Annotated in this window: 24 protein-coding genes; 10 read left to right on the forward strand and 14 right to left on the reverse strand. The window is 66.1% G+C overall.

Translation table 11 applies throughout. The features are described 5' to 3' along the window. Window positions 1-16: 16 nt before the first annotated feature. The 3 genes from rsmD to G7Z99_RS04575 are packed head-to-tail and all read right to left on the reverse strand — an operon-like array spanning window position 17 to window position 3,436. Window positions 17-607, reverse strand: a complete 591-nt coding sequence (gene rsmD, locus G7Z99_RS04565) for a 16S rRNA (guanine(966)-N(2))-methyltransferase RsmD (protein ID WP_181092401.1) — start codon at window positions 605-607, stop codon at window positions 17-19. Beyond that, a complete protein-coding gene (locus G7Z99_RS04570) occupies window positions 607-2,088 on the reverse strand; it encodes a M16 family metallopeptidase (protein ID WP_181092402.1) in 1,482 nt (493 codons plus the stop codon). Before G7Z99_RS04570 ends, rsmD begins: the two co-directional genes overlap by 1 nt. Then, window positions 2,081-3,436, reverse strand: coding sequence for a M16 family metallopeptidase (locus G7Z99_RS04575; protein ID WP_181092403.1), 1,356 nt, complete (start codon window positions 3,434-3,436; stop codon window positions 2,081-2,083). Before G7Z99_RS04575 ends, G7Z99_RS04570 begins: the two co-directional genes overlap by 8 nt. 231 nt (window positions 3,437-3,667) lie before the next feature. Between G7Z99_RS04575 and ftsY the strand changes: the two genes are divergently transcribed. From ftsY to rpoH, 4 genes are all read left to right on the forward strand, one after another. After that, window positions 3,668-5,263, forward strand: coding sequence for a signal recognition particle-docking protein FtsY (gene ftsY, locus G7Z99_RS04580; RefSeq protein ID WP_219854066.1), 1,596 nt, complete (start codon window positions 3,668-3,670; stop codon window positions 5,261-5,263). Then, window positions 5,260-5,931, forward strand: coding sequence for a cell division ATP-binding protein FtsE (ftsE, locus tag G7Z99_RS04585; RefSeq protein WP_060395313.1), 672 nt, complete (start codon window positions 5,260-5,262; stop codon window positions 5,929-5,931). The genes ftsY and ftsE overlap by 4 nt, the downstream gene beginning before the upstream one ends. Further along, window positions 5,928-6,953: a permease-like cell division protein FtsX gene (gene ftsX / locus G7Z99_RS04590; protein ID WP_181092404.1), complete on the forward strand. Its 1,026-nt coding sequence runs from the start codon at window positions 5,928-5,930 to the stop codon at window positions 6,951-6,953. The genes ftsE and ftsX overlap by 4 nt, the downstream gene beginning before the upstream one ends. A 108-nt stretch (window positions 6,954-7,061) precedes the next feature. After that, window positions 7,062-7,916 carry an RNA polymerase sigma factor RpoH gene (gene rpoH, locus G7Z99_RS04595; protein ID WP_181092405.1) on the forward strand — a complete coding sequence of 285 codons (855 nt, stop codon included), beginning with the start codon at window positions 7,062-7,064 and terminating at the stop codon, window positions 7,914-7,916. Window positions 7,917-7,989: 73 nt separating this feature from the next. Here rpoH and mtgA read toward each other — a convergent pair whose 3' ends face one another. Further along, the gene (mtgA, locus tag G7Z99_RS04600; protein ID WP_181092406.1) at window positions 7,990-8,727 is read right to left on the reverse strand and encodes a monofunctional biosynthetic peptidoglycan transglycosylase; all 738 of its coding nucleotides are present in this window, start codon (window positions 8,725-8,727) and stop codon (window positions 7,990-7,992) included. Between the two features lie 64 nt (window positions 8,728-8,791). On the opposite strand from mtgA, the gene G7Z99_RS04605 reads away from it, so the two are divergent. From G7Z99_RS04605 to trmB, 4 genes are all read left to right on the forward strand, one after another. Next, window positions 8,792-9,163 (forward strand): DUF423 domain-containing protein, encoded by a 372-nt coding sequence (locus G7Z99_RS04605; RefSeq protein WP_181092407.1) that lies wholly within the window; start codon window positions 8,792-8,794, stop codon window positions 9,161-9,163. Between the two features lie 102 nt (window positions 9,164-9,265). Beyond that, a complete protein-coding gene (gene thiS, locus G7Z99_RS04610; RefSeq protein ID WP_060395308.1) occupies window positions 9,266-9,466 on the forward strand; it encodes a sulfur carrier protein ThiS in 201 nt (66 codons plus the stop codon). A gap of 53 nt (window positions 9,467-9,519) precedes the next feature. Continuing rightward, complete coding sequence (locus G7Z99_RS04615; protein ID WP_181092408.1) at window positions 9,520-10,314, forward strand: thiazole synthase; 795 nt, start codon at window positions 9,520-9,522, stop codon at window positions 10,312-10,314. Window positions 10,315-10,323: 9 nt separating this feature from the next. Beyond that, window positions 10,324-11,043 carry a tRNA (guanosine(46)-N7)-methyltransferase TrmB gene (trmB, locus tag G7Z99_RS04620; protein ID WP_181092409.1) on the forward strand — a complete coding sequence of 240 codons (720 nt, stop codon included), beginning with the start codon at window positions 10,324-10,326 and terminating at the stop codon, window positions 11,041-11,043. 66 nt (window positions 11,044-11,109) lie between these two features. Here the strand turns inward: trmB and G7Z99_RS04625 are convergent, their stop codons facing one another. From G7Z99_RS04625 to G7Z99_RS04660, 8 genes are all read right to left on the reverse strand, one after another. Then, the gene (locus G7Z99_RS04625; protein WP_181092410.1) at window positions 11,110-11,436 is read right to left on the reverse strand and encodes a DUF3392 family protein; all 327 of its coding nucleotides are present in this window, start codon (window positions 11,434-11,436) and stop codon (window positions 11,110-11,112) included. Window positions 11,437-11,446: 10 nt separating this feature from the next. Further along, window positions 11,447-12,613 carry a radical SAM family heme chaperone HemW gene (gene hemW, locus G7Z99_RS04630; RefSeq protein WP_181092411.1) on the reverse strand — a complete coding sequence of 389 codons (1,167 nt, stop codon included), beginning with the start codon at window positions 12,611-12,613 and terminating at the stop codon, window positions 11,447-11,449. Then, the gene (gene rdgB / locus G7Z99_RS04635) at window positions 12,610-13,206 is read right to left on the reverse strand and encodes an RdgB/HAM1 family non-canonical purine NTP pyrophosphatase (protein WP_181092412.1); all 597 of its coding nucleotides are present in this window, start codon (window positions 13,204-13,206) and stop codon (window positions 12,610-12,612) included. Before rdgB ends, hemW begins: the two co-directional genes overlap by 4 nt. A gap of 105 nt (window positions 13,207-13,311) precedes the next feature. Continuing rightward, on the reverse strand, window positions 13,312-13,932 hold the full coding sequence (gene metW / locus G7Z99_RS04640; protein ID WP_181092413.1) for a methionine biosynthesis protein MetW: 621 nt from the start codon (window positions 13,930-13,932) through the stop codon (window positions 13,312-13,314). Between the two features lie 7 nt (window positions 13,933-13,939). Further along, complete coding sequence (gene metX, locus G7Z99_RS04645) at window positions 13,940-15,079, reverse strand: homoserine O-succinyltransferase MetX (RefSeq protein WP_181092414.1); 1,140 nt, start codon at window positions 15,077-15,079, stop codon at window positions 13,940-13,942. Window positions 15,080-15,418: 339 nt separating this feature from the next. After that, on the reverse strand, window positions 15,419-16,009 hold the full coding sequence (locus G7Z99_RS04650; RefSeq protein ID WP_181092415.1) for a YggT family protein: 591 nt from the start codon (window positions 16,007-16,009) through the stop codon (window positions 15,419-15,421). 10 nt (window positions 16,010-16,019) lie between these two features. After that, window positions 16,020-16,838 (reverse strand): pyrroline-5-carboxylate reductase, encoded by an 819-nt coding sequence (gene proC, locus G7Z99_RS04655; RefSeq protein WP_181092416.1) that lies wholly within the window; start codon window positions 16,836-16,838, stop codon window positions 16,020-16,022. A 38-nt stretch (window positions 16,839-16,876) separates the two neighbouring features. After that, window positions 16,877-17,563 (reverse strand): YggS family pyridoxal phosphate-dependent enzyme, encoded by a 687-nt coding sequence (locus G7Z99_RS04660; protein WP_181092417.1) that lies wholly within the window; start codon window positions 17,561-17,563, stop codon window positions 16,877-16,879. Between the two features lie 66 nt (window positions 17,564-17,629). Here G7Z99_RS04660 and G7Z99_RS04665 point away from each other — a divergent pair, with 66 nt between their 5' ends. Continuing rightward, window positions 17,630-18,634, forward strand: a complete 1,005-nt coding sequence (locus G7Z99_RS04665; protein ID WP_181092418.1) for a type IV pilus twitching motility protein PilT — start codon at window positions 17,630-17,632, stop codon at window positions 18,632-18,634. Window positions 18,635-18,691: 57 nt separating this feature from the next. On the opposite strand, the gene G7Z99_RS04670 is transcribed toward G7Z99_RS04665, so the two are convergent. Continuing rightward, window positions 18,692-19,321, reverse strand: coding sequence for a C40 family peptidase (locus tag G7Z99_RS04670; RefSeq protein ID WP_181092419.1), 630 nt, complete (start codon window positions 19,319-19,321; stop codon window positions 18,692-18,694). A gap of 163 nt (window positions 19,322-19,484) precedes the next feature. Between G7Z99_RS04670 and G7Z99_RS04675 the strand changes: the two genes are divergently transcribed. Further along, window positions 19,485-19,901 carry an NINE protein gene (locus tag G7Z99_RS04675; protein ID WP_181092420.1) on the forward strand — a complete coding sequence of 139 codons (417 nt, stop codon included), beginning with the start codon at window positions 19,485-19,487 and terminating at the stop codon, window positions 19,899-19,901. Between the two features lie 103 nt (window positions 19,902-20,004). Here G7Z99_RS04675 and G7Z99_RS04680 read toward each other — a convergent pair whose 3' ends face one another. Next, window positions 20,005-20,712, reverse strand: coding sequence for an SPOR domain-containing protein (locus tag G7Z99_RS04680; RefSeq protein ID WP_181092421.1), 708 nt, complete (start codon window positions 20,710-20,712; stop codon window positions 20,005-20,007). Window position 20,713 lies beyond the last annotated feature (1 nt).

The following is a 20,713-nucleotide window of genomic DNA, read 5'->3' on the forward strand; positions in this document are numbered from 1 at the left end:
CAGGGGCGATGGAGCGTCAGTGCTTTTGCCACAAGGCGTAGTAGACCTGGCCGGTTTTCTTTTCCCGGTGCAGGCGCCAGCGCTCGGGCATGGACAAGGTGGACGGCGCCGCCTCGCTCTCGGTATAGATCCAGGCATGCTCACGCAGCCACTCGCGTTCGTCGAGCAACGTGCAGACGGTGGCGAGCAGACCTTCGTGGAACGGCGGATCGAGGAAGACCACGTCGAACGTCTGTTTCACCGGACCCTCCAGGTAGCGCACCGCATCGGTCTGCAAGAGTTGCCCGCGCGGGCAGCGCAGCACTTCCAGATTGTCCCGCAGGTTGGCGATGGCGGCAGGGTTGGTGTCCAGGGCCACGGCATCCGCCGCGCCTCGAGACAGCGCTTCGAGCACCAGGGCACCGCTGCCGGTGAAGGCATCGAGCACGCGCGCGCCCTCGATGCTGGGCGCCAGCCAGTTGAAGACGGTTTCACGCACGCGGTCCGGGGTGGGCCGCAGGCCCGCACCCTCCGGGACGTTCAGGCGGCGGCTGCGCCATTCGCCAGCGATGATCCGCACATGGCCCTGGCCTCGGACAGGGCGGGCGGGTTGAGACGATCGTGCCATCAGTGCTCCGGTACGCCGAGAGGTTGCTCGGCAGGTGTGTCGGTAGGGGCGGGCAGCGGCTTTTGGGGCACCTTCGGGCCCACGGTGACGATGACCAGCTTTTCGGCGCTCAGGTGACGACGCATCGCGTCCCGAACCTGCGCCACGGTCAACGCCTGCGACTGCTGCATGAAATCTTCCAGCCAGGTCAGCGGCAGGTTGTAGAAGCCGATCACGCCCAGCTGCCCGACGACGCTGGCATTGCTGGCGTTCGACAGCGGGAAGCTGCCGGCCAGCTCACGCTTGGCGGCGTCCAGCTCCTGCTGGGTCGGGCCGTCCTTCAGGTAGGTGGTGAGGATGTCGCGCACCAGGCCCAACGTGCCCTCGCTCAGCTCGGCGCGGGTCTGCAGGTTGATCATGAACGGACCACGCACCTGCATCGGGCTGAACATCGAATAGACGCCGTAGGTCAGGCCACGCTTCTCGCGCACCTCGCTCATCAGGCGCGTGCCGAAACTGCCGCCACCGAGGATCTGGTTGCCCAGCGACAGCGCTGGCCAGTCCGGGTCGGCGCGGTCGATGCCCAGTTCGGCCAGCATCAGATGCGTCTGCTTGGACGGGAAGTCGAGATGCGTCATCCCGGCCTTGGGTTCGCTTGGCATGGCAGGCGCGGGCAGGGCAGGGCCCTTGGGCAGGGACGATGACACGCGCGCAGCGACCTGCTCGGCCTGCTGGCGGTCCAGGTCGCCCACGATCGCGATCACCGCGTTGCCGGCCGCGTAGGCCTTGGCATGGAACGCGCGCAGTTGCTCGAGGGTGATCGGCGGTACGCTCTCGGGCGTTCCGTCGCTCGGGTGCGCGTAGGGGTGCGATGCGTAGAGGTGGCTGAACAGCGCCTTGCTGGCGATCTTCTCGGGGCTCTGCTTCTCGTACTCGAAGCCGGCCAGGATCTGGTTCTTGATCCGGGCGAGGGAGTCCTGCGGGAAGGTCGGCTGGCCGACCACCTGTGCGAACAACGCCAAGGCCGGTTCGCGTTTGTCGGCAGCGCTCAGGCTGCGCAGCGAGACGATGGCCATGTCGCGGTACGCGCCGTTGCCGAACTCGGCGCCCAGCCCCTCGAACCCTTGGGCGATGGCCGTGACGTCCTTGCCGGGTACGCCTTCGTTGAGCATCGCGTTGGTCAGCGTGGCCACGCCTGGCGTGTCGCCATCCTGGCTGCTGCCTGCGGCGAAGGTCACTTGAAGGTTGAACATCGGTAGCTCGCGGGCCTCGACGAACAGCACCCTGGCCCCTTCCTGGGTCTTCCAGGACTGGATGTCGAAGGTGCGTCGAGCGGGGGCCTTGCCGTCCAGCTCGGCCAGCGAGTGCAGGGCGCCACCAGGGCGCGGCGCGTCCGGCTTGGTGCTGTCGGCCTGGGCCGGGCCGACCAGCAGCAGAGCCAGGGCCAGGGTGAGGCCGCCCAGGCCCAGGGGTAACGAGCGCAGTGCGCGACGATCATTCATGGGCCGATGCCTCCGGCAGGACGTGGGCGACGCTCAGGCGTTCGCGGGTGAAATAGGTACGTGCGGCGTTCTGGACGTCCTGAGGCGTCACCTGCTTGAGGGCGTCGAGTTCCTGGTCGATCAGCTTCCACGACAGGCCGACGGTCTCCAGCTGGCCGATGGTGGTGGCCTGGCTGCTGATCGAGTCGCGATCGTAGACCAGCCCGGCGATCACCTGCGCGCGCACGCGCTCGAGCTCTTCGGCACTGGGCGGCGTGGTCTTGAGCTCATCGAGCTGTTGCCAGAGCCCCTGCTCGACGTCGGCCAGGGATTTGTGCTTCTGCACGTTGGGCGTGGCCGAAATCATGAACAGGCTGTCGCCACGCGTGAAGGCGTCATAGTTCGACGAGGCGCCGGCGACCAGTTCCTGGCCGCGTTCCAGGCGCGCCGGCAGGCGGGCGCTGTAGCCACCGTCCAGCAGGGCCGAGATCAGGCGCAGGGCATGCACCTCGCGCGGGTCCTTGGCGGTGGCCAGGCCCGGTACGTTGAAGCCATAGAGCAGCATCGGCAGTTGAGTCTGCAGGTGCAGGGTCAGCTGCCGCTGGCCGGCATCGGCCAGTTCGATCGGCAGCTTGGCCGGCGGTACCTCACGCTTGGGAATCGCGCCGAAGTACTGCTGCGCCAGGCCCTTGACCTCGTCGGCCGTCACGTCGCCGACCACCACCAGGGTGGCGTTGTTGGGGGCGTACCAGGAGGCGTACCAGTGGCGCAGTTCCTCGACCTTCATGCGCTCGAGGTCGGCCATCCAGCCGATGGTCGGCGTATGGTAGCCGCTGGCCGGGTAGGCCATGGCGCGGAACCGCTCGAAGGCCTTGCCAGCCGGCCTGTCGTCGGTGCGCAGGCGACGTTCCTCTTTGATCACCTCGATTTCACGGCTGAACTCATCGGCCGGCAGACGCAGGCTGGACATGCGATCGGCCTCCAGCTCCAGGGCGACCGGCAGGCGGTCGCGCGCCAAGACCTGGTAGTAGGCGGTGTAATCGTCGCTGGTGAAGGCGTTTTCCTCGGCGCCCAGGTCACGCAGGACCCGCGAGGCTTCGCCAGGCCCGAGCTTGGCGCTGCCTTTGAACATCATGTGCTCGAGGGCGTGGGACAGGCCGGTCTGGCCTGGCGTCTCGTAGCTCGACCCGACCTTGTACCAGATCTGGGACACCACCACGGGCGCGCGATGGTCCTCGCGCACGACCACCTTGAGGCCGTTGTCCAGGGTGAATTCATGGGTGGGTTGAGCGGTGGCGGCATGGCCCGTCAGGGGCAAGCAGAGCGCGCTGAGCAACAGGCCAGCGGCGCGGCGAGCGAGAGCATTCATACGTTGTTTAACCTGTAGGGCGGCCAGCGCGGACTTAGCGTCCGTGGGCCAGGAGGTGCTAGGATACTGATCCGCTTGCCTGGCGACCATGCCTGTTGCCGTTCTCGCCCCGCAGGCCTCACGACAAAACATTGCGCATGAACCAGGCGGATTCAAAATAGTCTGTTCTGCATTTGAAGAATTCCGATGCGCCACTGGTGGCGGATCGCTTGCCTGAGATAGCCGTCTCCCATGTTTGGTTCCAACGACGACAAGAAAGCCCCGGCCGATGCTGGTGGTAAAAAAGGCCTGTTCAGCTGGTTTCGCAAGAAGCCGCAGACCCCTGTCGCCGAGCCGTCGGCACCCGAGCCTGTAGCCCCATCGGCCGCCGAGGCGCCGGCCGTCACCGCGGATGCACCGACGGTGGCGCCGACCGAGCCGCCTGCCATTCCCCCCCGTGCCGAGCCGTTGCCAGAGGCCCCTGTGCAGGCGATGCCCGAGCACATCGACCCTGACGAGCCGCCGACCGGCAGCCTGGTGCTGCCCGTGGCCGAGGAACCGGTTGCGCTGGTGAGCGACCTGACGCCGCAGCCACCGCCGCAGATCCCCGAGCGCCCGGCGTCCGTGTTCGTCGAGCCTACCCCGGTGGAGCCCTCTCCGGTGGCCGTCGAGGTGGCGCCAGAGACGCTGGCCGCATCGCCCGTACCGACGGCGCGCATGCCCGAGCCGGCTGTCGTGCCTCCCGTTCCGGTGGCGCCCGTGCCTGTTGCCTCCCCGCCGCCTGTGCCTGCAGCGCCCACGCCGCGTGAGCCCTCGCCAGCGGCACCCGCGCCCGTCGTTCCACCTGCGCCTGCCGCAACGCCTGAGCCGGAGGTCGAGCCGGCCCCTGCTGCGCCGGCACGTCAGGAGGAGGCCAAGACCGGTTTCTTCGCCCGCCTCAAGCAAGGCCTGAGCAAGACCAGCGCCAGCATCGGCGAGGGCATGGCCAGCCTGTTCCTGGGGCGCAAGGCGATCGACGACGACCTGCTCGAGGAAATCGAAACACGCCTGCTGACGGCCGACGTCGGTGTCGAGGCGACCTCGGTGATCGTCCAGAGCCTGACGCAGAAGGTCGCACGCAAGCAGTTGGCCGATGCCGATGCGCTGTACAAGTCCCTGCAGGACGAACTGGCCGGCCTGCTGCGCCCTGTCGAGCAGCCCCTGCGCATCCAGTCGCAGAACAAGCCGTTCGTGATCCTGGTCGTCGGGGTCAACGGCGCCGGCAAGACCACCACCATCGGCAAGCTGGCCAAGAAGCTCCAGCTCGAAGGCAAGAAGGTCATGCTGGCCGCCGGCGACACCTTCCGCGCCGCAGCGGTCGAGCAGTTGCAGGTCTGGGGTGAACGCAACAGCATTCCGGTCATCGCCCAGCACACCGGTGCCGACTCGGCCTCGGTGATCTTCGACGCCGTGCAGGCCGCCAAGGCGCGCAACATCGACGTGCTGATCGCCGACACCGCCGGGCGCTTGCACACCAAGGACAACCTCATGGAGGAGCTCAAGAAGGTTCGCCGCGTCATCGGCAAGCTGGACGCCGACGCGCCCCACGAGGTGCTGCTGGTGCTCGATGCCGGTACTGGCCAGAACGCCATCAACCAGGCCAAGCACTTCAACCAGAGCGTCGAACTGACCGGCCTGGCGCTGACCAAGCTCGACGGTACCGCCAAGGGCGGCGTGATCTTCGCCCTGGCCAAGCAGTTCGGGTTGCCGATCCGCTTCATCGGCGTGGGCGAAGGCATCGACGACTTGCGCACCTTCGAGGCCGAGCCGTTCGTCAAGGCGCTGTTCGCCGAGCGAGAGCACCCATGATTCGCTTCGAACAGGTTGCCAAGCGCTACCCCAACGGCCACATCGGCCTGCACGAGCTGAGCTTTCGTGCGCGCCGCGGCGAATTCCTGTTCGTGACCGGCCACTCCGGCGCCGGCAAGAGCACCTTGCTGCGCCTGCTGTTGGCGATGGAGCGACCGACCAGCGGCAAGTTGCTGCTGGCCGGGCAGGACCTGGGCCAGATCACCAATGCACAGATCCCGTTCCTGCGGCGCCAGATCGGTGTGGTGTTCCAGAACCACCAGTTGCTGTTCGATCGCACGGTCTTCAACAACATCGCCCTGCCATTGCAGATACTCGGCCTGTCCAAGGACGAAATCGCCAAGCGTGTCGATTCGGCGCTCGAGCGGGTCTCGCTGAGCGACAAGGGCGAGCTGTTCCCGGCGGACCTGTCCACCGGGCAGCAGCAGCGCGTCGGGATCGCCCGTGCCATCGTTCACCAGCCGGCCTTGCTGCTGGCCGACGAACCGACCGGTAACCTCGACCCGCGCCTGGCGGCCGAGATCATGGGCGTGTTCGAAGACATCAACCGGCTGGGCACCACCGTGCTGATCGCCAGTCACGACCTGGCCCTCATCGCCCGCATGCGCCACCGCATGCTGACCTTGCAGCGCGGCCGACTGATCGGCGACGGGGAGGCCGGACAATGAGCGAGATTCGTAGCCCCAAGGTGTCCGAGCGCGTCGCGCCGAAGGCCGCCGATGCCAAGCCTGCCAAGAAGCGCGGCTCGCACGACGACGATGGGCCGGAGTTCAAGGCCCTGCTGCGTGCCTGGGTGGAAAGCCACCGGGCCAGCCTGGCCGACAGCCTGCGGCGCCTGGGCAAGCAGCCGATCGGCAGTTTCTTCACCTGCCTGGTGATGGCCGTGGCGCTGAGCATGCCCATGGGTCTGTCGCTGCTGCTGAAGAACGTCGAGCGCCTGGGCGGCTCCTGGCAACGCGCCGCGCAGATTTCCCTGTACCTGAAACTCGACGCCACTGGCGCCCAGGGCGAAGCCCTGCGGTCGCAGATCGCTGGCATGCCGGGCGTCGCGGATGCGCACTACGTCAGCCGCGAGCAGGCGCTGGACGAGTTCCAGCAGCAGTCGGGGCTTGGCGAAGCATTGCGCGAGCTGCCGGACAACCCGCTGCCTGGCGTGGTGGTGGTGACCCCGACCGAGGTCGACAAGCCGGCGCTCGAGGCCTTGCGTCAGCGCCTGGCGGAACTGCCGCGGGTCGAGGTCGCGCAGCTCGACCTGGTCTGGGTCGAGCGCCTGGCCGCGATCCTCAAGTTGGGCGATCGCTTCGTCTTCGGCCTGGCCGTGCTATTGATTTCCGCCTTGCTGTTAGTAATTGGTAACACTATTCGTCTACACATCGAGAACCGCCGGATCGAGATCGAAGTGATCAAGCTGGTGGGCGGTACCGACAGCTACGTGCGTCGGCCTTTTCTGTACATGGGCGCGCTCTATGGCCTGGGTGCGGGCGTGCTGGCCTGGGGTATCCTGGCCTTCGCGTTGAACTGGCTCAACGATGCCGTGGTGGGGCTTTCCGACCTCTACGGCAGCGACTTCGCCCTGGCAGGTGTGCCAGGAGCCGATGGACTTTCACTCTTGATCGGTGCTGTACTGTTGGGGTATATCGGTGCATGGATCGCCGTGGCTCGTCACCTGAACGAGCTGGCGCCACGTTAAGTCTGTTCGCCAACATTAAGCCTTTTTCACGACCGGAACTTGCCCTGCGGGTTCTGGTCAATGTTGGCAGTGCCATGAGCACATTTTCAGTGAGTCGGAGGTTCTTGAATGACCACTTCGTTGCAACCTGCCTATGCCCTGGTGCCCGGTGCGAACCTGGAAGCCTACGTGCACACGGTCAACAGCATCCCGCTGCTGACGGTCGAGCAGGAGCGTGAACTGGGCGAGCGTCTCTACTATGAGCAAGACCTGGAAGCCGCTCGGCAGATGGTGATGGCGCACCTGCGCTTCGTCGTGCACATCGCCCGCAGCTATGCCGGTTACGGGTTGGCCCAGGCCGACCTGATCCAGGAAGGTAACGTCGGCCTGATGAAGGCCGTGAAACGCTTCAACCCGGAAATGGGCGTGCGGCTGGTGTCCTTTGCCGTGCACTGGATCAAGGCCGAGATCCACGAATTCATCCTGCGCAACTGGCGCATCGTCAAAGTGGCGACCACCAAGGCGCAGCGCAAGCTGTTCTTCAACCTGCGCAGCCAGAAGAAGCGTCTGGCCTGGCTGAACAACGACGAGGTCCATCGCGTCGCCGAGAGCCTGGGCGTGGAACCGCGCGAGGTGCGCGAGATGGAAAGCCGCCTGAGCGGTCAGGACATGGCGTTCGATCCGGCGGCCGAAGCCGACGACGACAGCGCCTTCCAGTCGCCTGCGCACTACTTGGAAGACCACCGCTACGACCCGGCCATGCAGCTCGAGGACGCCGACTGGAGCGACAACTCCAGCAGCAACCTCCACGAGGCGCTCAATGGCCTGGACGACCGCAGTCGCGACATCCTGTACCAGCGCTGGCTGGCTGAAGAGAAGGCGACCCTGCACGAGCTGGCGGACAAGTACAGCGTCTCGGCCGAGCGTATTCGGCAGCTGGAAAAGAACGCCATGAACAAGGTCAAGGCGCTGATCGCGGCCTGATCGTTCGGGCAGCAGGACGAAGGGGAGCAGGCCGGGTATCGGCCTGCTCCCCTTCGTCGTTTCGGGTGGTCGCTCAGCGTTCGTTGGCCAGTTCGCTTGAGCGCGATGGGCGCGTGCCTTGCAACTGCAGCAGATAGGCGGAACCGCCAAGCTGGCTCATCTGCCGCTGGATCCAGCTGGCCCGGCCTGCCACGTATGTGCTGGGTCGGCTGGCGCTCCAGCGCAGCGGGCTGGGCAGCACGGCGGCCAACTGGCTGGCCTGCTGGCGAGAGAGCCGGTCGGCGTCGACCTTGAAGTGGTACTGCGCCGCAGCCTGGGCGCCGAAGACGCCAGGGCCCCATTCGACGCTGTTGAGGTAGACCTCCAGGATCCGTTCCTTCGACCAGAACAGCTCGATCAGCCCGGTGAACCAGGCCTCCAGGGCCTTGCGGGGCCAGCTGCGCCCCGGCCACAGGAACAGGTTCTTCGCCACCTGCTGGCTCAAGGTACTGGCCCCGCGCAGGCTGCCGCCCTGTTCGTTGTGCAACAGCGCTGCGCGGATGGCCGGGATGTCGAAGCCGTGGTGCTCGGCGAACTTCTGGTCTTCACCGGCGATCACCGCCAGCTTCAGCGGGTCGGCGATGCGCTCCAGGGGGCGCCACTCGCGCTGCAGGTCGATGGGCGCGTCGCCGAACCATGACTGCACCTTGCGCTCGACCATCAACGCGGTGCCAGGCGGCGGTAGCCAGCGCAGCAGGATCACCAGCACGACGCTGGCGGCGGCGAACCAGAGCAGGACGAAGGCGAGTCGGCGAAGCAGGGAGGTCAGCATGGCGGTGACTTGGCCGGACGGATGGAACCGGCCATTATACAGACCCCTTTGAAGGAGTCGCCCCATGCTTCGCAGCTTCCTGATGCTCGCCGCATTCTTCGGTTTCACCGGCGTCGCGCTGGGCGCCTTCGCCGCCCACGGGCTGAAGAACCGACTGAGCGCCGAGTACCTGGCGATCTTTCACACCGGTGTGCTCTACCAGCTGGTCCATGCGCTGGCCCTGTTGGGTGTCGCCGTGCTGTGCGCCCACCTGCCAGGGCGACTGATGGGCTGGGCCGGTGGCCTGTTCACGCTGGGCATCGTCCTGTTCTCCGGCAGCCTGTACCTGCTGACCCTGACCGGCGTGAGCAAGCTGGGCATCATCACGCCCTTCGGCGGCCTGTGCTTGCTGGGCGGTTGGTTCTGCCTGGGGCTCGCGGCCTGGCGCCTGGTGTGAGCCAGGGAGCCGGCCCGTGGGACGAATGGCGTGGGGCGCCCTTGGGTTCAGGTGCGGATCGGGGCTAGAATGCGGGCCCCAAAGAACAGTGGTGCTCGTGCCATGCGCATTCAACTGAACGGTGAACCCTACGACGTCCCGGAGGGCGAGAGCGTCTCGGCCCTGCTGGCTCGGCTCGACCTGGCCGGTCGCCGGGTCGCCGTGGAACTCAACCAGGACATCGTGCCGCGCAGCCTGCATGAAGGCACGCTGCTCACCGAAGGCGACCACGTCGAGGTGGTTCACGCCATTGGCGGCGGCTGAGCCGGCGGACGCCGACGGCCCGCAGGCCCTGCAACCTTTTCAGAGGAACAATGATGAGCAACCTTCGCAGCGACACGCCGTTCACCCTGGCCGGCCGCACCTTCGGCTCGCGCCTGCTGGTCGGCACGGGCAAGTACCGTGACTTGGAAGAGACCCGTCTGGCCATCGAAGCCTCGGGGGCCGAAATCGTCACCGTGGCCGTGCGTCGCACCAACATCGGCCAGAACCCGGGCGAGCCCAACCTGCTGGACGTGCTGCCGCCGGACCGTTACACCATCCTGCCGAACACCGCAGGCTGCTATGACGCCGTCGAAGCCGTGCGCACCTGCCGTTTGGCCCGCGAACTGCTCGATGGGCACAACCTGGTCAAGCTGGAAGTGCTGGCCGACCAGAAGACCCTGTTCCCCAACGTCATCGAGACCCTCAAGGCCGCCGACGTGCTGGTCAAGGACGGTTTCGACGTGATGGTCTACACCAGCGACGATCCGATCATCGCCCGCCAGCTGGCCGAAGCCGGCTGCATCGCGGTGATGCCGTTGGCGGGCCTGATCGGCACCGGGCTGGGCATCTGCAACCCCTACAACCTGCAGATCATCCTCGAAGAATCCAAGGTGCCGGTGCTGGTCGATGCCGGCGTCGGCACCGCGTCCGATGCCACCATCGCCATGGAAATGGGCTGCGAGGCCGTACTGATGAACTCGGCCATCGCCCACGCCCAGCAACCGGTGATGATGGCCGAAGCCATGAAGCATGCCATCGTCGCCGGGCGCCTGGCCTACCTGGCCGGTCGCATGCCGAAAAAACTCTATGCCAGCGCGTCCTCGCCGCTGGAAGGCCTGATCAAGTAAGAGCCCCTGATGACTGAATCGCAAGAAACGCTGATCCCCGAAGACGGCGAAGCGCGCCCCCAGCGCCGTATCAAGAGTTTCGTGATGCGCGCCGGGCGCATGACCGAAGGCCAGCAGCGCGGCCTGGACCAGGGCGGGCCGCTGTACATCCTGCCGCTGGCGGACAGTGTCGTGGACTACGACCAGGTGTTCGGGCGCTCGGCGCCGCGCACCCTGGAGATCGGTTTCGGCATGGGCCATTCCCTGCTGGAGATGGCCGCCGCCGCGCCTGAGCAGGACTTCATCGGCGTCGAGGTGCATCGGCCCGGTGTCGGTGCACTACTCAATGGGGTGCTGACCCAGGGGCTGACCAACCTGCGCGTGTACGACTGCGACGCCATCGAGGTGCTCAACCGCTGCGTGGCGGATGACAGCCTCGACCGCTTGATGCTGTTCTTCCCCGATCCGTGGCACAAGGCGCGCCATCACAAGCGCCGCATCGTCCAGGCCGGCTTCGCCGAACTGGTGCGTCGCAAGCTCAAGGTCGGCGGCGTGTTCCACATGGCGACCGACTGGGAGCCGTATGCCGAGTACATGCTGGAGGTGATGCAGGCCGCACCGGGCTATCGCAACCAGGCGGCCGACGATGCCTACGTGCCTCGTCCGCCGGAGCGGCCGATCACCAAGTTCGAGCGCCGCGGCGAGCGGCTCGGTCATGGTGTCTGGGACTTGAAATTCGAGAAGGTCTAGGGCGGCAAGGACGCTGATCGATCGGCGCGGTCAGCGACGGGTCGGGGAAGTGCACCGCCAGGTGCTTCAGCCCCGTCGGTCCGCGACGACCCCGATCAGCACGACCACCACCAGCAAGACCGGCCCCAGCGCGTAGTTGCCGAACTGCGCCAGCCCCTTCTCCACCCACGGTGTCGCATGGATCAGTGCGGCGCCGCAGCCAACCAGCATCAGGGCCGCCATGGCCGGCACCCGCAGCGCGCCGTTCACCCCACCCAGGCGTTGCTCTACCGCGCCCTTGAGGTCTGCGCCGAACAGCACCAGCATACAACCGACCAGCGCCAGCGAAATCTCCGACAGGTGACCGCGACTCCAGTGCGACACGTTCGAGAGCAGGTCCAGCATCACATCCATGGAAGGTTCCTCAGGTCAGGAAGTACTGCAACAGGTCGTTCAGGAACAGCTGTCCGCGTGGCGTGGCGACCAAGCGCTGCGGTTCGACCCGTAAAAGCCCCTTTTGTTCGGCCTCGCGCCGTGCGCTATCCAGCTGCGCAAGCGGCACGCCTGTCCGCTCCGTGAACAGCTGAGCGTCGACGCCGTCGGTCAGGCGCAGGGCGTTCATCAGGAATTCGAACGGCAACTCGTCCAGGGGCAGTCGTTTTTCCCCTGCCTGGAACGGCTTGGCCGGGTTCAGGTAGTCCTTGGGCAGGCGCGTCTTCCAAGTGCGCAGGATACGCCCGTCCAGGTAGCTGAGCTTGCCGTGCGCCCCGGCACCGATACCGATGAAATCGCCGAAGCTCCAGTAGTTGAGGTTGTGCCGGGCGGCCCTTCCTGGACGCGCGTACGCCGAGACCTCGTACTGAGCGAAGCCCTGCTCGGCCAGCAACGCCTGGCCGGCCTCCTGGATGTCCCAGAGGATGTCGTCTTCCGGCAGCGCGGGAGGCTGGTTCCAGAACACGGTATTGGGCTCCAGGGTCAACTGGTACCACGACAGGTGGGTAGCGCCCAGGTCGATGGCCTGGCGCAGATCGCCCAAGGCTTCTTCGAGCGACTGCCCAGGCAGCCCGTGCATCAGGTCGAGGTTGAAGTTGTCGAACCCGGCCGCCTGTGCCATGCCGGCAGCGCGTACCGCCTCGCCGCCGTCATGGATGCGCCCCAGGGCCTGCAGCTTGGCCTGCTGGAAGCTCTGCACGCCGATCGACAGGCGATTGATGCCCAGTTGCCGGTAGGCCTTGAACTTGTCCTGCTCGAACGTCCCTGGGTTGGCTTCCAGAGTGATTTCGATGTCCGGGCTGAAGGCGATGCGGGCTTCGATGCCACGCAGCAGCCGGCCCAGCGCCTCGGCACTGAACAGGCTGGGCGTACCACCCCCGAAGAAGATCGACGTCAGCGGGCGACCTTGGGCGGCCGGCAGGTCCTGCTCGAGGTCGGCCAGCAGCGCATCGACATAGGCCTGCTCGGGCAACTCGGGGCCGGCCGTGTGCGAGTTGAAGTCGCAATAGGGGCACTTGCGCACGCACCAGGGGATATGGATGTACAGCGCCAGCGGTGGCAGGGTCATCAGCGCGGGTGTCGAAACGTTTGCCGTCATGCCAGCCCCAGGCGCTGACGCAGCAGGGCCATGGCGCGTGCGCGGTGGCTGAGCTGGTTCTTCTCGGCAGGGCTCAGCTCGGCGCTGGAGCAATCGCGTTCCGGTACCCAGAACAGCGGGTCATAGCCGAAGCCGTGCTCGCCGCTGGCCTGGAACAGGATGCGCCCGTGCCAAAGCCCTTCGCAAAGGATCGGCAGCGGGTCGTCGGCATGCCGTACCAGGGCCAGCGCGCACACGAACTGCGCGGTGCGCTGTGCCTCGGGCACATCCTTGAGGGCCGCGAGCAGCTTGGCGTTGTTGGCAGCATCGCCCTGGCCATCGGCATAGCGGGCCGAGTAGATGCCCGGCGCGCCGCCCAGGTGGTCGACCGCCAGCCCGGAGTCGTCGGCCAGCGCCGGCAGACCAGAAAGGCGCGCGGCATTGCGTGCCTTGAGGATGGCGTTCTCGACGAACGACAGGCCGGTCTCTTCGGGTTCGACCTGGCTGAACTCGCCGACCGAGCGCAGCTGCACGGAGGCGCCGAGCATGGCTTGCAGTTCCTTGAGCTTGCCAGCGTTGTGGCTGGCCAATACGAGTTGCGGGAAATTCATCATGGGCCTGGAAGTCTGTCTGGGTTGAAGCGCAGGACGCACCGCGCGGCAATGACGCGCGGGGTCTGCAGTGTCGGAAGGCGAGCCCGTGTGCCGACGGGCGTCGGCTCAGACCGCGACCTTGTGCCCCTGAAGGCCTGGGCTGCTCAGCCGGTAGATGCCGATTTCGCCAAGCAGGTTGGGCCACAGCCGGCTGGCCCAGCCGTGTCGATGCAGGCGGTCGACGGCCAGGCGATCGATGATCCTCGCTTGACGTTCGACGCACAAGCTCTCGAAGTCGGCGAAGGTGCAGAAGTGGATGTTCGGCGTGTTGTACCAGGTGTACGGCATGAAGTCCGAGACCGGCATGCGGCCCTTGGTCGCCAGGTACCAGCGGCAGCGCCAGTGGCCGAAGTTGGGGAAGGTGATCACGCACTGGCGACCGACCCGCAGCATCTCTTCGAGGATGCGATCGGGGTACTCCACCGCCTGCAATGCCTGGGTCATGATCACCACGTCGAAGCTGTCGCTGGCGAAGTTGCCCAGGCCCTTGTCCAGGTCCTGCTCGATGACGTTGACGCCCTTGGCCACGCACGCTGCGATGTTGTCCGGGTCGATCTCCAGGCCATAGCCGGTGACCTGCTTGTGTGCCTGCAGCGATGCCAGCAGCTCGCCATTGCCGCAACCGAGGTCGAGTACCCGGCTACCGGCGGGAATCCACTGTTGGATGATTTCCAGATCGGCTCTCATGGGGTCCTCAGATGTCGATGCGGTTCATGTAGTTCGAGAACCCCTGCATGTAGCGCGGGGACGGGATCAGGAACGCGTCGTGGCCGTAAGGGGCATCGATCTCCAGGTAGCAGACGTTCTTGCGCGCGGCCATCAGGGCATCGACCATCTCCCGCGAGCGGGCAGGCGAGAAACGCCAGTCGGTGCTGAAGGAGATCACGCAGTAGTTGGCCTTGACGTGGGCCAGGGTCGCTGCCAGGTCGCCACCATGAGCCGCCGCCGGATCGAAGTAGTCCAGTGCCTTGGTCATCACCAGGTAGGTGTTGGCATCGAAGCGTCCGGAGAACTCTTCGCCCTGGTAGCGCAGGTAGCTTTCCACCTGGAACTCGACGCTGTGGAAGTCGTAGTTGAGCTTGTCGCTCTTGAGTTCGCGGCCGAATTTCTCGCCCATCGAATCGTCGGACAGGTAGGTGATGTGGCCGACCATGCGCGCCAGCATCAGGCCGCGCTTGGGAATCACGCCCTGGTCCTGGAACGAGCCACCATGGAATTCCGGGTCGGTCAGGATGGCCTGGCGGGCCACCTCGTTGAACGCGATGTTCTGCGCCGACAGCTTGGGCGCCGAGGCGATGTTCACGCAATGGCGCACCCGGTCGGGGTAGGTCATGGTCCATTGCAGCGCCTGCATGCCGCCCAGGCTGCCGCCGACCACGGCGGCCCACTGGGTGATGCCCAGACGGTCGGCCAGGCGCGCCTGGCTGTGTACCCAGTCTTCCACGGTCAGCACCGGGAAGTCGGCACCGTAGGGCTTGCCGCTGGCCGGGTTGAGGCTGCTCGGGCCGGTGCTGCCGTTGCAGCCGCCAAGGTTGTTGAGGCTCACCACGAAGAAGCGTTCGGTGTCGATCGGCTTGCCAGGGCCGATGCAGCTGTCCCACCACCCAGGCTTGCGGTCTTCAGGCGTGTGATAGCCCGCTGCGTGGTGATGGCCCGACAGCGCATGGCAGATCAGCACCGCATTGCTGGCGCTGGCATTGAGCGTGCCATAGGTTTCGTAGACCAGCTCGTAACCGGCCAGCGAACGACCGCAGGCCAGGGTCAGGGGGTCGTCGAACCGCGCCAGTTGCGGCACGACCAGACCGACGGAATCTTTGGGGAAGGCAGTGGACATCGACCCTGCTCACGCGTGAATGAGGCGTAAGTCTAAAGACCCCTCCCGGCAGCGGCAAGGCGCATGAGGGGGATGGGGCGCGATGAGACCACGGGCGGCGGCCGGGCGGCCGATCGCGGGCAAGCCCGCTCCCACACGGGCCAGTCATTCTGCTGAGGGCAGGTCGTTGCTTGGAGCAGGCGTTGATAGCGAACGGGCCTGATCAGGCGTCGTCTGCATCGCGGGCAAGCCCTGCAAGACCGCGCTTGCCTGGAAGGCCGCGGTGGCGCTACGGGTGTGGGAGCGGGCTTGCCCGCGATCGGGCTGCAACGCAGCCCTTTCAGCGGGTCATTGGCCGATTCAGATCATCCGCCACAGCTCTTGCGGCATGCCGGCATAGGCAGCCAGGGGCGGCATGACGAACGACTGGATCACCTGGATCGCCAGGAAGGCGAAGATCGGCGAGATGTCCATGCCGCCCAGGCTGGGCAGGATCCGGCGGAAGGGCGCCAGTACCGGTTCGCTGATCTGGTAGGCCAGTTCGGCGGCCGGGTTGTGGCTGTTCGGGGCGATCCACGACACGATCACCATGACGATCATCGCCACCCAGAAGATCTTCAGGAACAGCGAGGCGATGCCGAGCAGCGCCCACATCAGCAGGTGCGGGACATCGCCGAAGGTGCCATAGCTGACCATCAGCACGAAGGCCATCAGCAATGCCTGGATGACGATCGCCAGCAGCAGCGAGGAGGTGTCGAGGCCGGCGATGCTCGGCACGATCCGGCGGATGGGCTTGAGCAGCGGCTGGGTAGCCCGCACCGCGAACTGGCTCAGGGGGTTGTAGAAGTTGGCCTTGACCAGTTGCAACACGAAGCGCAGCAGGACGATCACCAGGTACAGGCTGACCAGGGTTTGCACCACGAAGATCGCGGCGCCAGACAGTGCATTCATCGAGGGCTCCTCATTTACCCAGTTGTTCGGCCAGTTCGGCAGAGCGGTGCGCAGCGGCCTGCAGGGCCTGTTCGACCAGGGCCTCGAAGCCGTTGTCTTGAAAGGACCGGATCGCCGCTTCGGTGGTGCCGGCCGGCGACGTGACGCGCCGGCGCAGCTCGGCGGCATCGACGTCGCTGGCCACGGCCATGTGCGCCGCACCGAGCGCGGTCTGCAGCGTCAGCTGCGAGGCGGTCTCGCGTGACAGGCCAAGCTTCTCGCCCGCTGCGGTCATGGCCTCGATCATCAGGAAGAAGTAGGCCGGGCCGCTGCCCGACACGGCGGTCACGGCGTCGATCTGTTGCTCGTGATCCACCCAGACGACCGTGCCGACCGCCGAGAGCAGCTGCTCCGCCTGTTGACGCTGCAGGTCCGATACCTCGGCGGTGGCGTACAGGCCGCTGACGCCCTGGCGCAGCAGAGAGGGCGTGTTGGGCATGCAGCGCACTACCGGGCAGTCGCCCAGCCAGGCCTGCAGGCTCTGGCAGGTGATCCCGGCAGCGATCGAGACGACCAGCTGGCCGGGTTGCAGGTCAGGCTGCAAGCGTTGGCACACGGCCTTCATCACCTGGGGCTTGACCGCCAGCACGATCACGTCGGCACCGGCGATGGCCTGGGCATTGTCTTCGAACACCTCGATGCCCTGCTCGGCCTGGATGCGCGCACGGGTCTCGGCGCCCGGGTCACTGGCGCGCAGGCGCGATGCCTCCACGCCTTGGGCGCGCATGCCGCCGATCAGGCTCGCCGCCATGTTGCCCGCGCCGATGAAAGCGATACGTGTAGTGCTCATGTCAGGTCCTTGAAGGAAAGAGTGAGTAAAGCATGGAATCAGGCGTGCCCGTAGTCGCGTGCCCCGAACAGGGCGGTGCCGATGCGTACCCAGGTCGCACCTTGGGCGATCGCCGCTTCCAGGTCGTGGCTCATGCCCATCGACAAGGTGTCCAGTGCCAGGCCGAGGCCATCGCGCAGCGTGCGCAGGCGTGCGAAGGCAGCGTCTTGGGCCGCGCGATCGTCGGTGGGCTCGGGGATCGCCATCAGCCCACGCAGGCGCAGGCCGGGCAATGCCGCGACGGCAGCGGCCAGCGCTGCCAGCTCGTCCGGGCTGCACCCGGACTTGCTGTCCTCGCCACTGACGTTCACCTGCAGGCAGACGTTCAGTGCCGGCAGGTGCGCCGGCCGTTGCGCCGACAGGCGCTGCGCGATCTTCAGGCGGTCCACGGAATGCACCCAGTCGAAGTGTTCGGCGATGGCGCGTGTCTTGTTCGATTGAATGGGGCCGATGAAGTGCCAGGTCAAGGTCAGATCGGTCAGCGCCTGTTGCTTGTCCAGGGCTTCCTGAAGGTAGTTCTCGCCCACGTCGCGCACGCCGGCCGCGTAGGCCTGGCGCACCGTTTCGGCGGGTTTGGTCTTGCTCACCGCCAGCAGCCGAACCTCGGCAGGGTCGCGGCCCGCAGTGGTCGCGGCGTGCTCGATGCGGGTGATGAGGGCGGAATACGTGTCTGCTAGTGTGGACATTGGATCGCTGCCGACGGCCTGAGGGTCTGCGGCATTCTACCTGCTTGCTCGCCGTTGAGGAGTCTCATGGACGTGACTGTACTCGTGGGCCAAGCCGCCGCCGCCGGCGCTTGCGACCTGCACCTGGCTGCCGGACATCCCCCTTGCGTACGCGTGGACGGCGACCTGCGCCGACTCGACCTGCCACCGCTGGCCGACGCTCAGGTGTTCGCCAGCCTGTGCCCCTGGCTCCAGGATGACCAGCGTACACAGTGGCGCGAGGGTGACGAGCTGGACCTGGCCCTGACCTTGCCCGACGCACGGCGAGTACGGGTGAACCTGTTCCGCCAGCAATGCGGCCCTGCCGCCAGCCTGCGCTTGCTGCCCTCGGAGGTGCCCAGCCTCGAAGCCCTGGCACTGACCAATGTGTTTCGTCCTGTTTCGCAGTGGCTGGATGGGCTGCTGCTGGTCGGCGGCCCCACCGGCAGCGGCAAGTCCAGCACCCTGGCGGCACTGGTCGATCACCTGAATCGAACGCGCCCGGCCCATGTGATCACGCTGGAAGACCCCATCGAAATCCTTCACCACAGCCAGCGCAGCCTGGTCACGCAGCGCGAGGTGGGCCGGCACACCCGTGACTTCGCCCAGGCCTTGCGCAGCGCCTTGCGCCAGGACCCCGACGTGATCCTGTTGGGCGAGTTGCGTGACCTGGAGAGTATTCGTTTGGCCTTGCGGGCCGCGCAGACCGGTCATCTGGTGCTGGCGACCGTCCACGCTCGCTGTGCAGTGAGCAGCCTCGATCGCCTGGTCGATATGTTCGACGCGCAGGAGAAAACCTTGGTGCGCAGCCTGTTGGCCGAGTCACTGCGCATGGTCGTGGTGCAGCGATTGGTCAAGCGCAAGGGCGGCGGGCGCGTGGCCGCGCGCGAGGTGCTGGTGGCCACGTCTGCGGTGCGCAACCTGGTTCGAGAAGGACGTTTGGCGCAGCTGCAATCGGTCATGCAGACTGGCGCAGGGCAGGGGATGCAGACCCTGGAAGACGCCTTGTGCGCCTTGCAGGCGCAAGGGCTGGTCGACAGGCAGGAGGCATGAACGAAACGAGGCGCCACAGGGGCGCCTCGGATACCGCACGTGGCAAGGCCTTTGCCTTCAGCGCTTGACCACCTGCAGGCCTGCGGTACCGGTGTCCTTCGGCAGGACCCGCTTGGCGACCACGTAATGCTGCTTCCAGTAGGGCTTGTTCAGCGTGTCGATGCTGACCCGCTTGCCGCGACGTGGCGCATGGATGAAGCGGTCGTTGCCCAGGTAGATGGCCACGTGGTTGACCCGGCGGCTCTTGATGTTGAAGAAGATCAGATCGCCCGGCTTCAGGTCGCCGCGTGCTACCTTCACACCATGTCCCTGGGCCATGGCGCTGGAGGTGCGTGGCAGGTTCACGTTGGCGACGTCGTCGAAGGCGTATTTCACCAGGCCGCTGCAGTCGAAGCCTTTGCTCGGGCTGCTGCCGCCCCAGCGGTAAGGCGTGCCGATCGCGTTGACCGCGCGCTTGAGCACGGCGCTGCTCTGCTTGTTGGCGGAGGCGACGGTCGGACCGGCCTTGAGCTTGGCGGCGTTGCTCGGCTTGGCACGAAGCGGCGCATGGGCGACCTTGGCCGACGTGCCGTAATGGACGGTATAGCCGGTAAAGCCGTTGGGAAGACGTTGCTCACGGTTGGTGGCGTGGGCGGCCAGGGGCAATAAGAGACAGAGGGTCAGCCATGTCTTGAACAAAGGTGGCATAGGTGAAGCTCTTGTGGGTGTCTGTTTAGGCGGGCAACTCTATAACACCTTCTGATCAAATAATGATCCGTTGGTCGATCCAAGACCGCCATACGTCGGCAAGGTTCACAAAAGTCACATGAACGTTTAGAAATTTTTAGGATTACACAGCGAGATTTTACGAATGAATGGTTATCAGCACACCGCACCCCACGACACCCACAGCAAGGTCATGGGCTACCTGCTCTGGATCTTCGGCTTCACGGGCGCGCACCGTTTCTACTACGGCAAGCCCATCACCGGCACGATCTGGTTTTTCACCCTGGGCCTGCTCGGCATCGGCTGGATCATCGACTTCTTCCTGATTCCTGCCATGGACCGGGAAGCCGACATGCGCTTTCAGCCAGGGTCTGTGAACTACAGCCTGGCCTGGATCTTTCTGACCTTCCTCGGCATCTTCGGCGTGCATCGGCTGTATCAGGGCAAGTGGATCAGCGCCCTGGTCTACCTGCTGACCGGCGGCGTGTTCCTGCTGGGCGTGCTCTACGACTTCTGGACGCTCAACGGACAGGTGTCTCAGGTCAACGGGCAGCGACGCTAGGCGCAGGCGCCAGCGGCAGGTGAAGCGGCGGGGCGGGGGAGAGGGGCATGGGGCAAAGCCTCGTCGCTTCGCCCCATGCTGTAGCTTGCAGCGCGTTGCCGCCTTACTGGCGAATCTGGCGCTGCTGCAGCAGGAGGTTGTTGAAGCCGGCGCCGCCCAGCTGCTTCTGGGCCACGGTCAACTGCTCGCGGTTGCTGAACGGGCCGACCAGCACGCGGTACCAGGTCTCTTCCTTCACGGTGCCGGACTCGACCTTGACCGCCTGACCGAGCAGGATGATCTGCGCGCGGACCTTGTCGGCGTCGGCCTGCTTGCGGAACGAGCCGGCCTGGAGGAAGTACTGGGTGGTCGCGGCAGGCTTGAGCACCGGTGGCGCAGGCGGTGGCGTCTGCCCGGAGAGGGCGGCCTGGGCACGCGCGGTGTCGATCTTCGCCGCTTCCTCGGCGGTAACCGGCTTGGTCGGCGGCGGTACAGGCTGGGCAGGCACCGGTGGCGTCTTCTCAGGCACGGCCTCTGGCGGCACGATGACTTCCGATTCCGGGAGCAGCGTGTAGAAATCGTACTTGGGCTTGACCGGCTGCTCGGGCGAAGGCGGCGTCTTGGCCGCTTGCGCGGCTCTCTCGGCCTGCTGCTGCTCGGGCTGGGTGCGCTTGACGTCGCCGCTGCCGGGCTCGAGCTTCATCAGGAACACCACGAACGCACCGATCGTCAGTCCTGCCGCCAGCCATACCCATCCAGGGATGGGCTGTTTGGCAGGGGCTTGAGTCCGGCTGGCGCCACGCTTGGGTGCAGGCTTCTTCTTGGCGGCCACC

Origin of the sequence: Pseudomonas entomophila, assembly GCF_013523165.1 — a bacterium.
GTDB classification, from domain to species: Bacteria; Pseudomonadota; Gammaproteobacteria; order Pseudomonadales; family Pseudomonadaceae; genus Aquipseudomonas; species Aquipseudomonas entomophila_A.

Coding starts and splice junctions, on each gene's coding strand:
- rpoH (WP_181092405.1), top strand. CDS start 7,062: ATGACCACTTCGTTGCAACCTGCCTATGCCCTGGTGCCCGGTGCGAAC.
- G7Z99_RS04670 (WP_181092419.1), bottom strand. CDS start 19,321: ATGCCACCTTTGTTCAAGACATGGCTGACCCTCTGTCTCTTATTGCCC.
- ftsX (WP_181092404.1), top strand. CDS start 5,928: ATGAGCGAGATTCGTAGCCCCAAGGTGTCCGAGCGCGTCGCGCCGAAG.
- G7Z99_RS04660 (WP_181092417.1), bottom strand. CDS start 17,563: ATGTCCACACTAGCAGACACGTATTCCGCCCTCATCACCCGCATCGAG.
- proC (WP_181092416.1), bottom strand. CDS start 16,838: ATGAGCACTACACGTATCGCTTTCATCGGCGCGGGCAACATGGCGGCG.
- mtgA (WP_181092406.1), bottom strand. CDS start 8,727: ATGCTGACCTCCCTGCTTCGCCGACTCGCCTTCGTCCTGCTCTGGTTC.
- thiS (WP_060395308.1), top strand. CDS start 9,266: ATGCGCATTCAACTGAACGGTGAACCCTACGACGTCCCGGAGGGCGAG.
- metX (WP_181092414.1), bottom strand. CDS start 15,079: ATGTCCACTGCCTTCCCCAAAGATTCCGTCGGTCTGGTCGTGCCGCAA.
- G7Z99_RS04570 (WP_181092402.1), bottom strand. CDS start 2,088: ATGAATGATCGTCGCGCACTGCGCTCGTTACCCCTGGGCCTGGGCGGC.
- ftsY (WP_219854066.1), top strand. CDS start 3,668: ATGTTTGGTTCCAACGACGACAAGAAAGCCCCGGCCGATGCTGGTGGT.
- hemW (WP_181092411.1), bottom strand. CDS start 12,613: ATGACGGCAAACGTTTCGACACCCGCGCTGATGACCCTGCCACCGCTG.
- G7Z99_RS04605 (WP_181092407.1), top strand. CDS start 8,792: ATGCTTCGCAGCTTCCTGATGCTCGCCGCATTCTTCGGTTTCACCGGC.
- G7Z99_RS04665 (WP_181092418.1), top strand. CDS start 17,630: ATGGACGTGACTGTACTCGTGGGCCAAGCCGCCGCCGCCGGCGCTTGC.
- ftsE (WP_060395313.1), top strand. CDS start 5,260: ATGATTCGCTTCGAACAGGTTGCCAAGCGCTACCCCAACGGCCACATC.
- G7Z99_RS04615 (WP_181092408.1), top strand. CDS start 9,520: ATGAGCAACCTTCGCAGCGACACGCCGTTCACCCTGGCCGGCCGCACC.
- G7Z99_RS04675 (WP_181092420.1), top strand. CDS start 19,485: ATGAATGGTTATCAGCACACCGCACCCCACGACACCCACAGCAAGGTC.
- G7Z99_RS04625 (WP_181092410.1), bottom strand. CDS start 11,436: ATGGATGTGATGCTGGACCTGCTCTCGAACGTGTCGCACTGGAGTCGC.
- trmB (WP_181092409.1), top strand. CDS start 10,324: ATGACTGAATCGCAAGAAACGCTGATCCCCGAAGACGGCGAAGCGCGC.
- G7Z99_RS04650 (WP_181092415.1), bottom strand. CDS start 16,009: ATGAATGCACTGTCTGGCGCCGCGATCTTCGTGGTGCAAACCCTGGTC.
- G7Z99_RS04575 (WP_181092403.1), bottom strand. CDS start 3,436: ATGAATGCTCTCGCTCGCCGCGCCGCTGGCCTGTTGCTCAGCGCGCTC.
- rsmD (WP_181092401.1), bottom strand. CDS start 607: ATGGCACGATCGTCTCAACCCGCCCGCCCTGTCCGAGGCCAGGGCCAT.
- metW (WP_181092413.1), bottom strand. CDS start 13,932: ATGAGAGCCGATCTGGAAATCATCCAACAGTGGATTCCCGCCGGTAGC.
- rdgB (WP_181092412.1), bottom strand. CDS start 13,206: ATGATGAATTTCCCGCAACTCGTATTGGCCAGCCACAACGCTGGCAAG.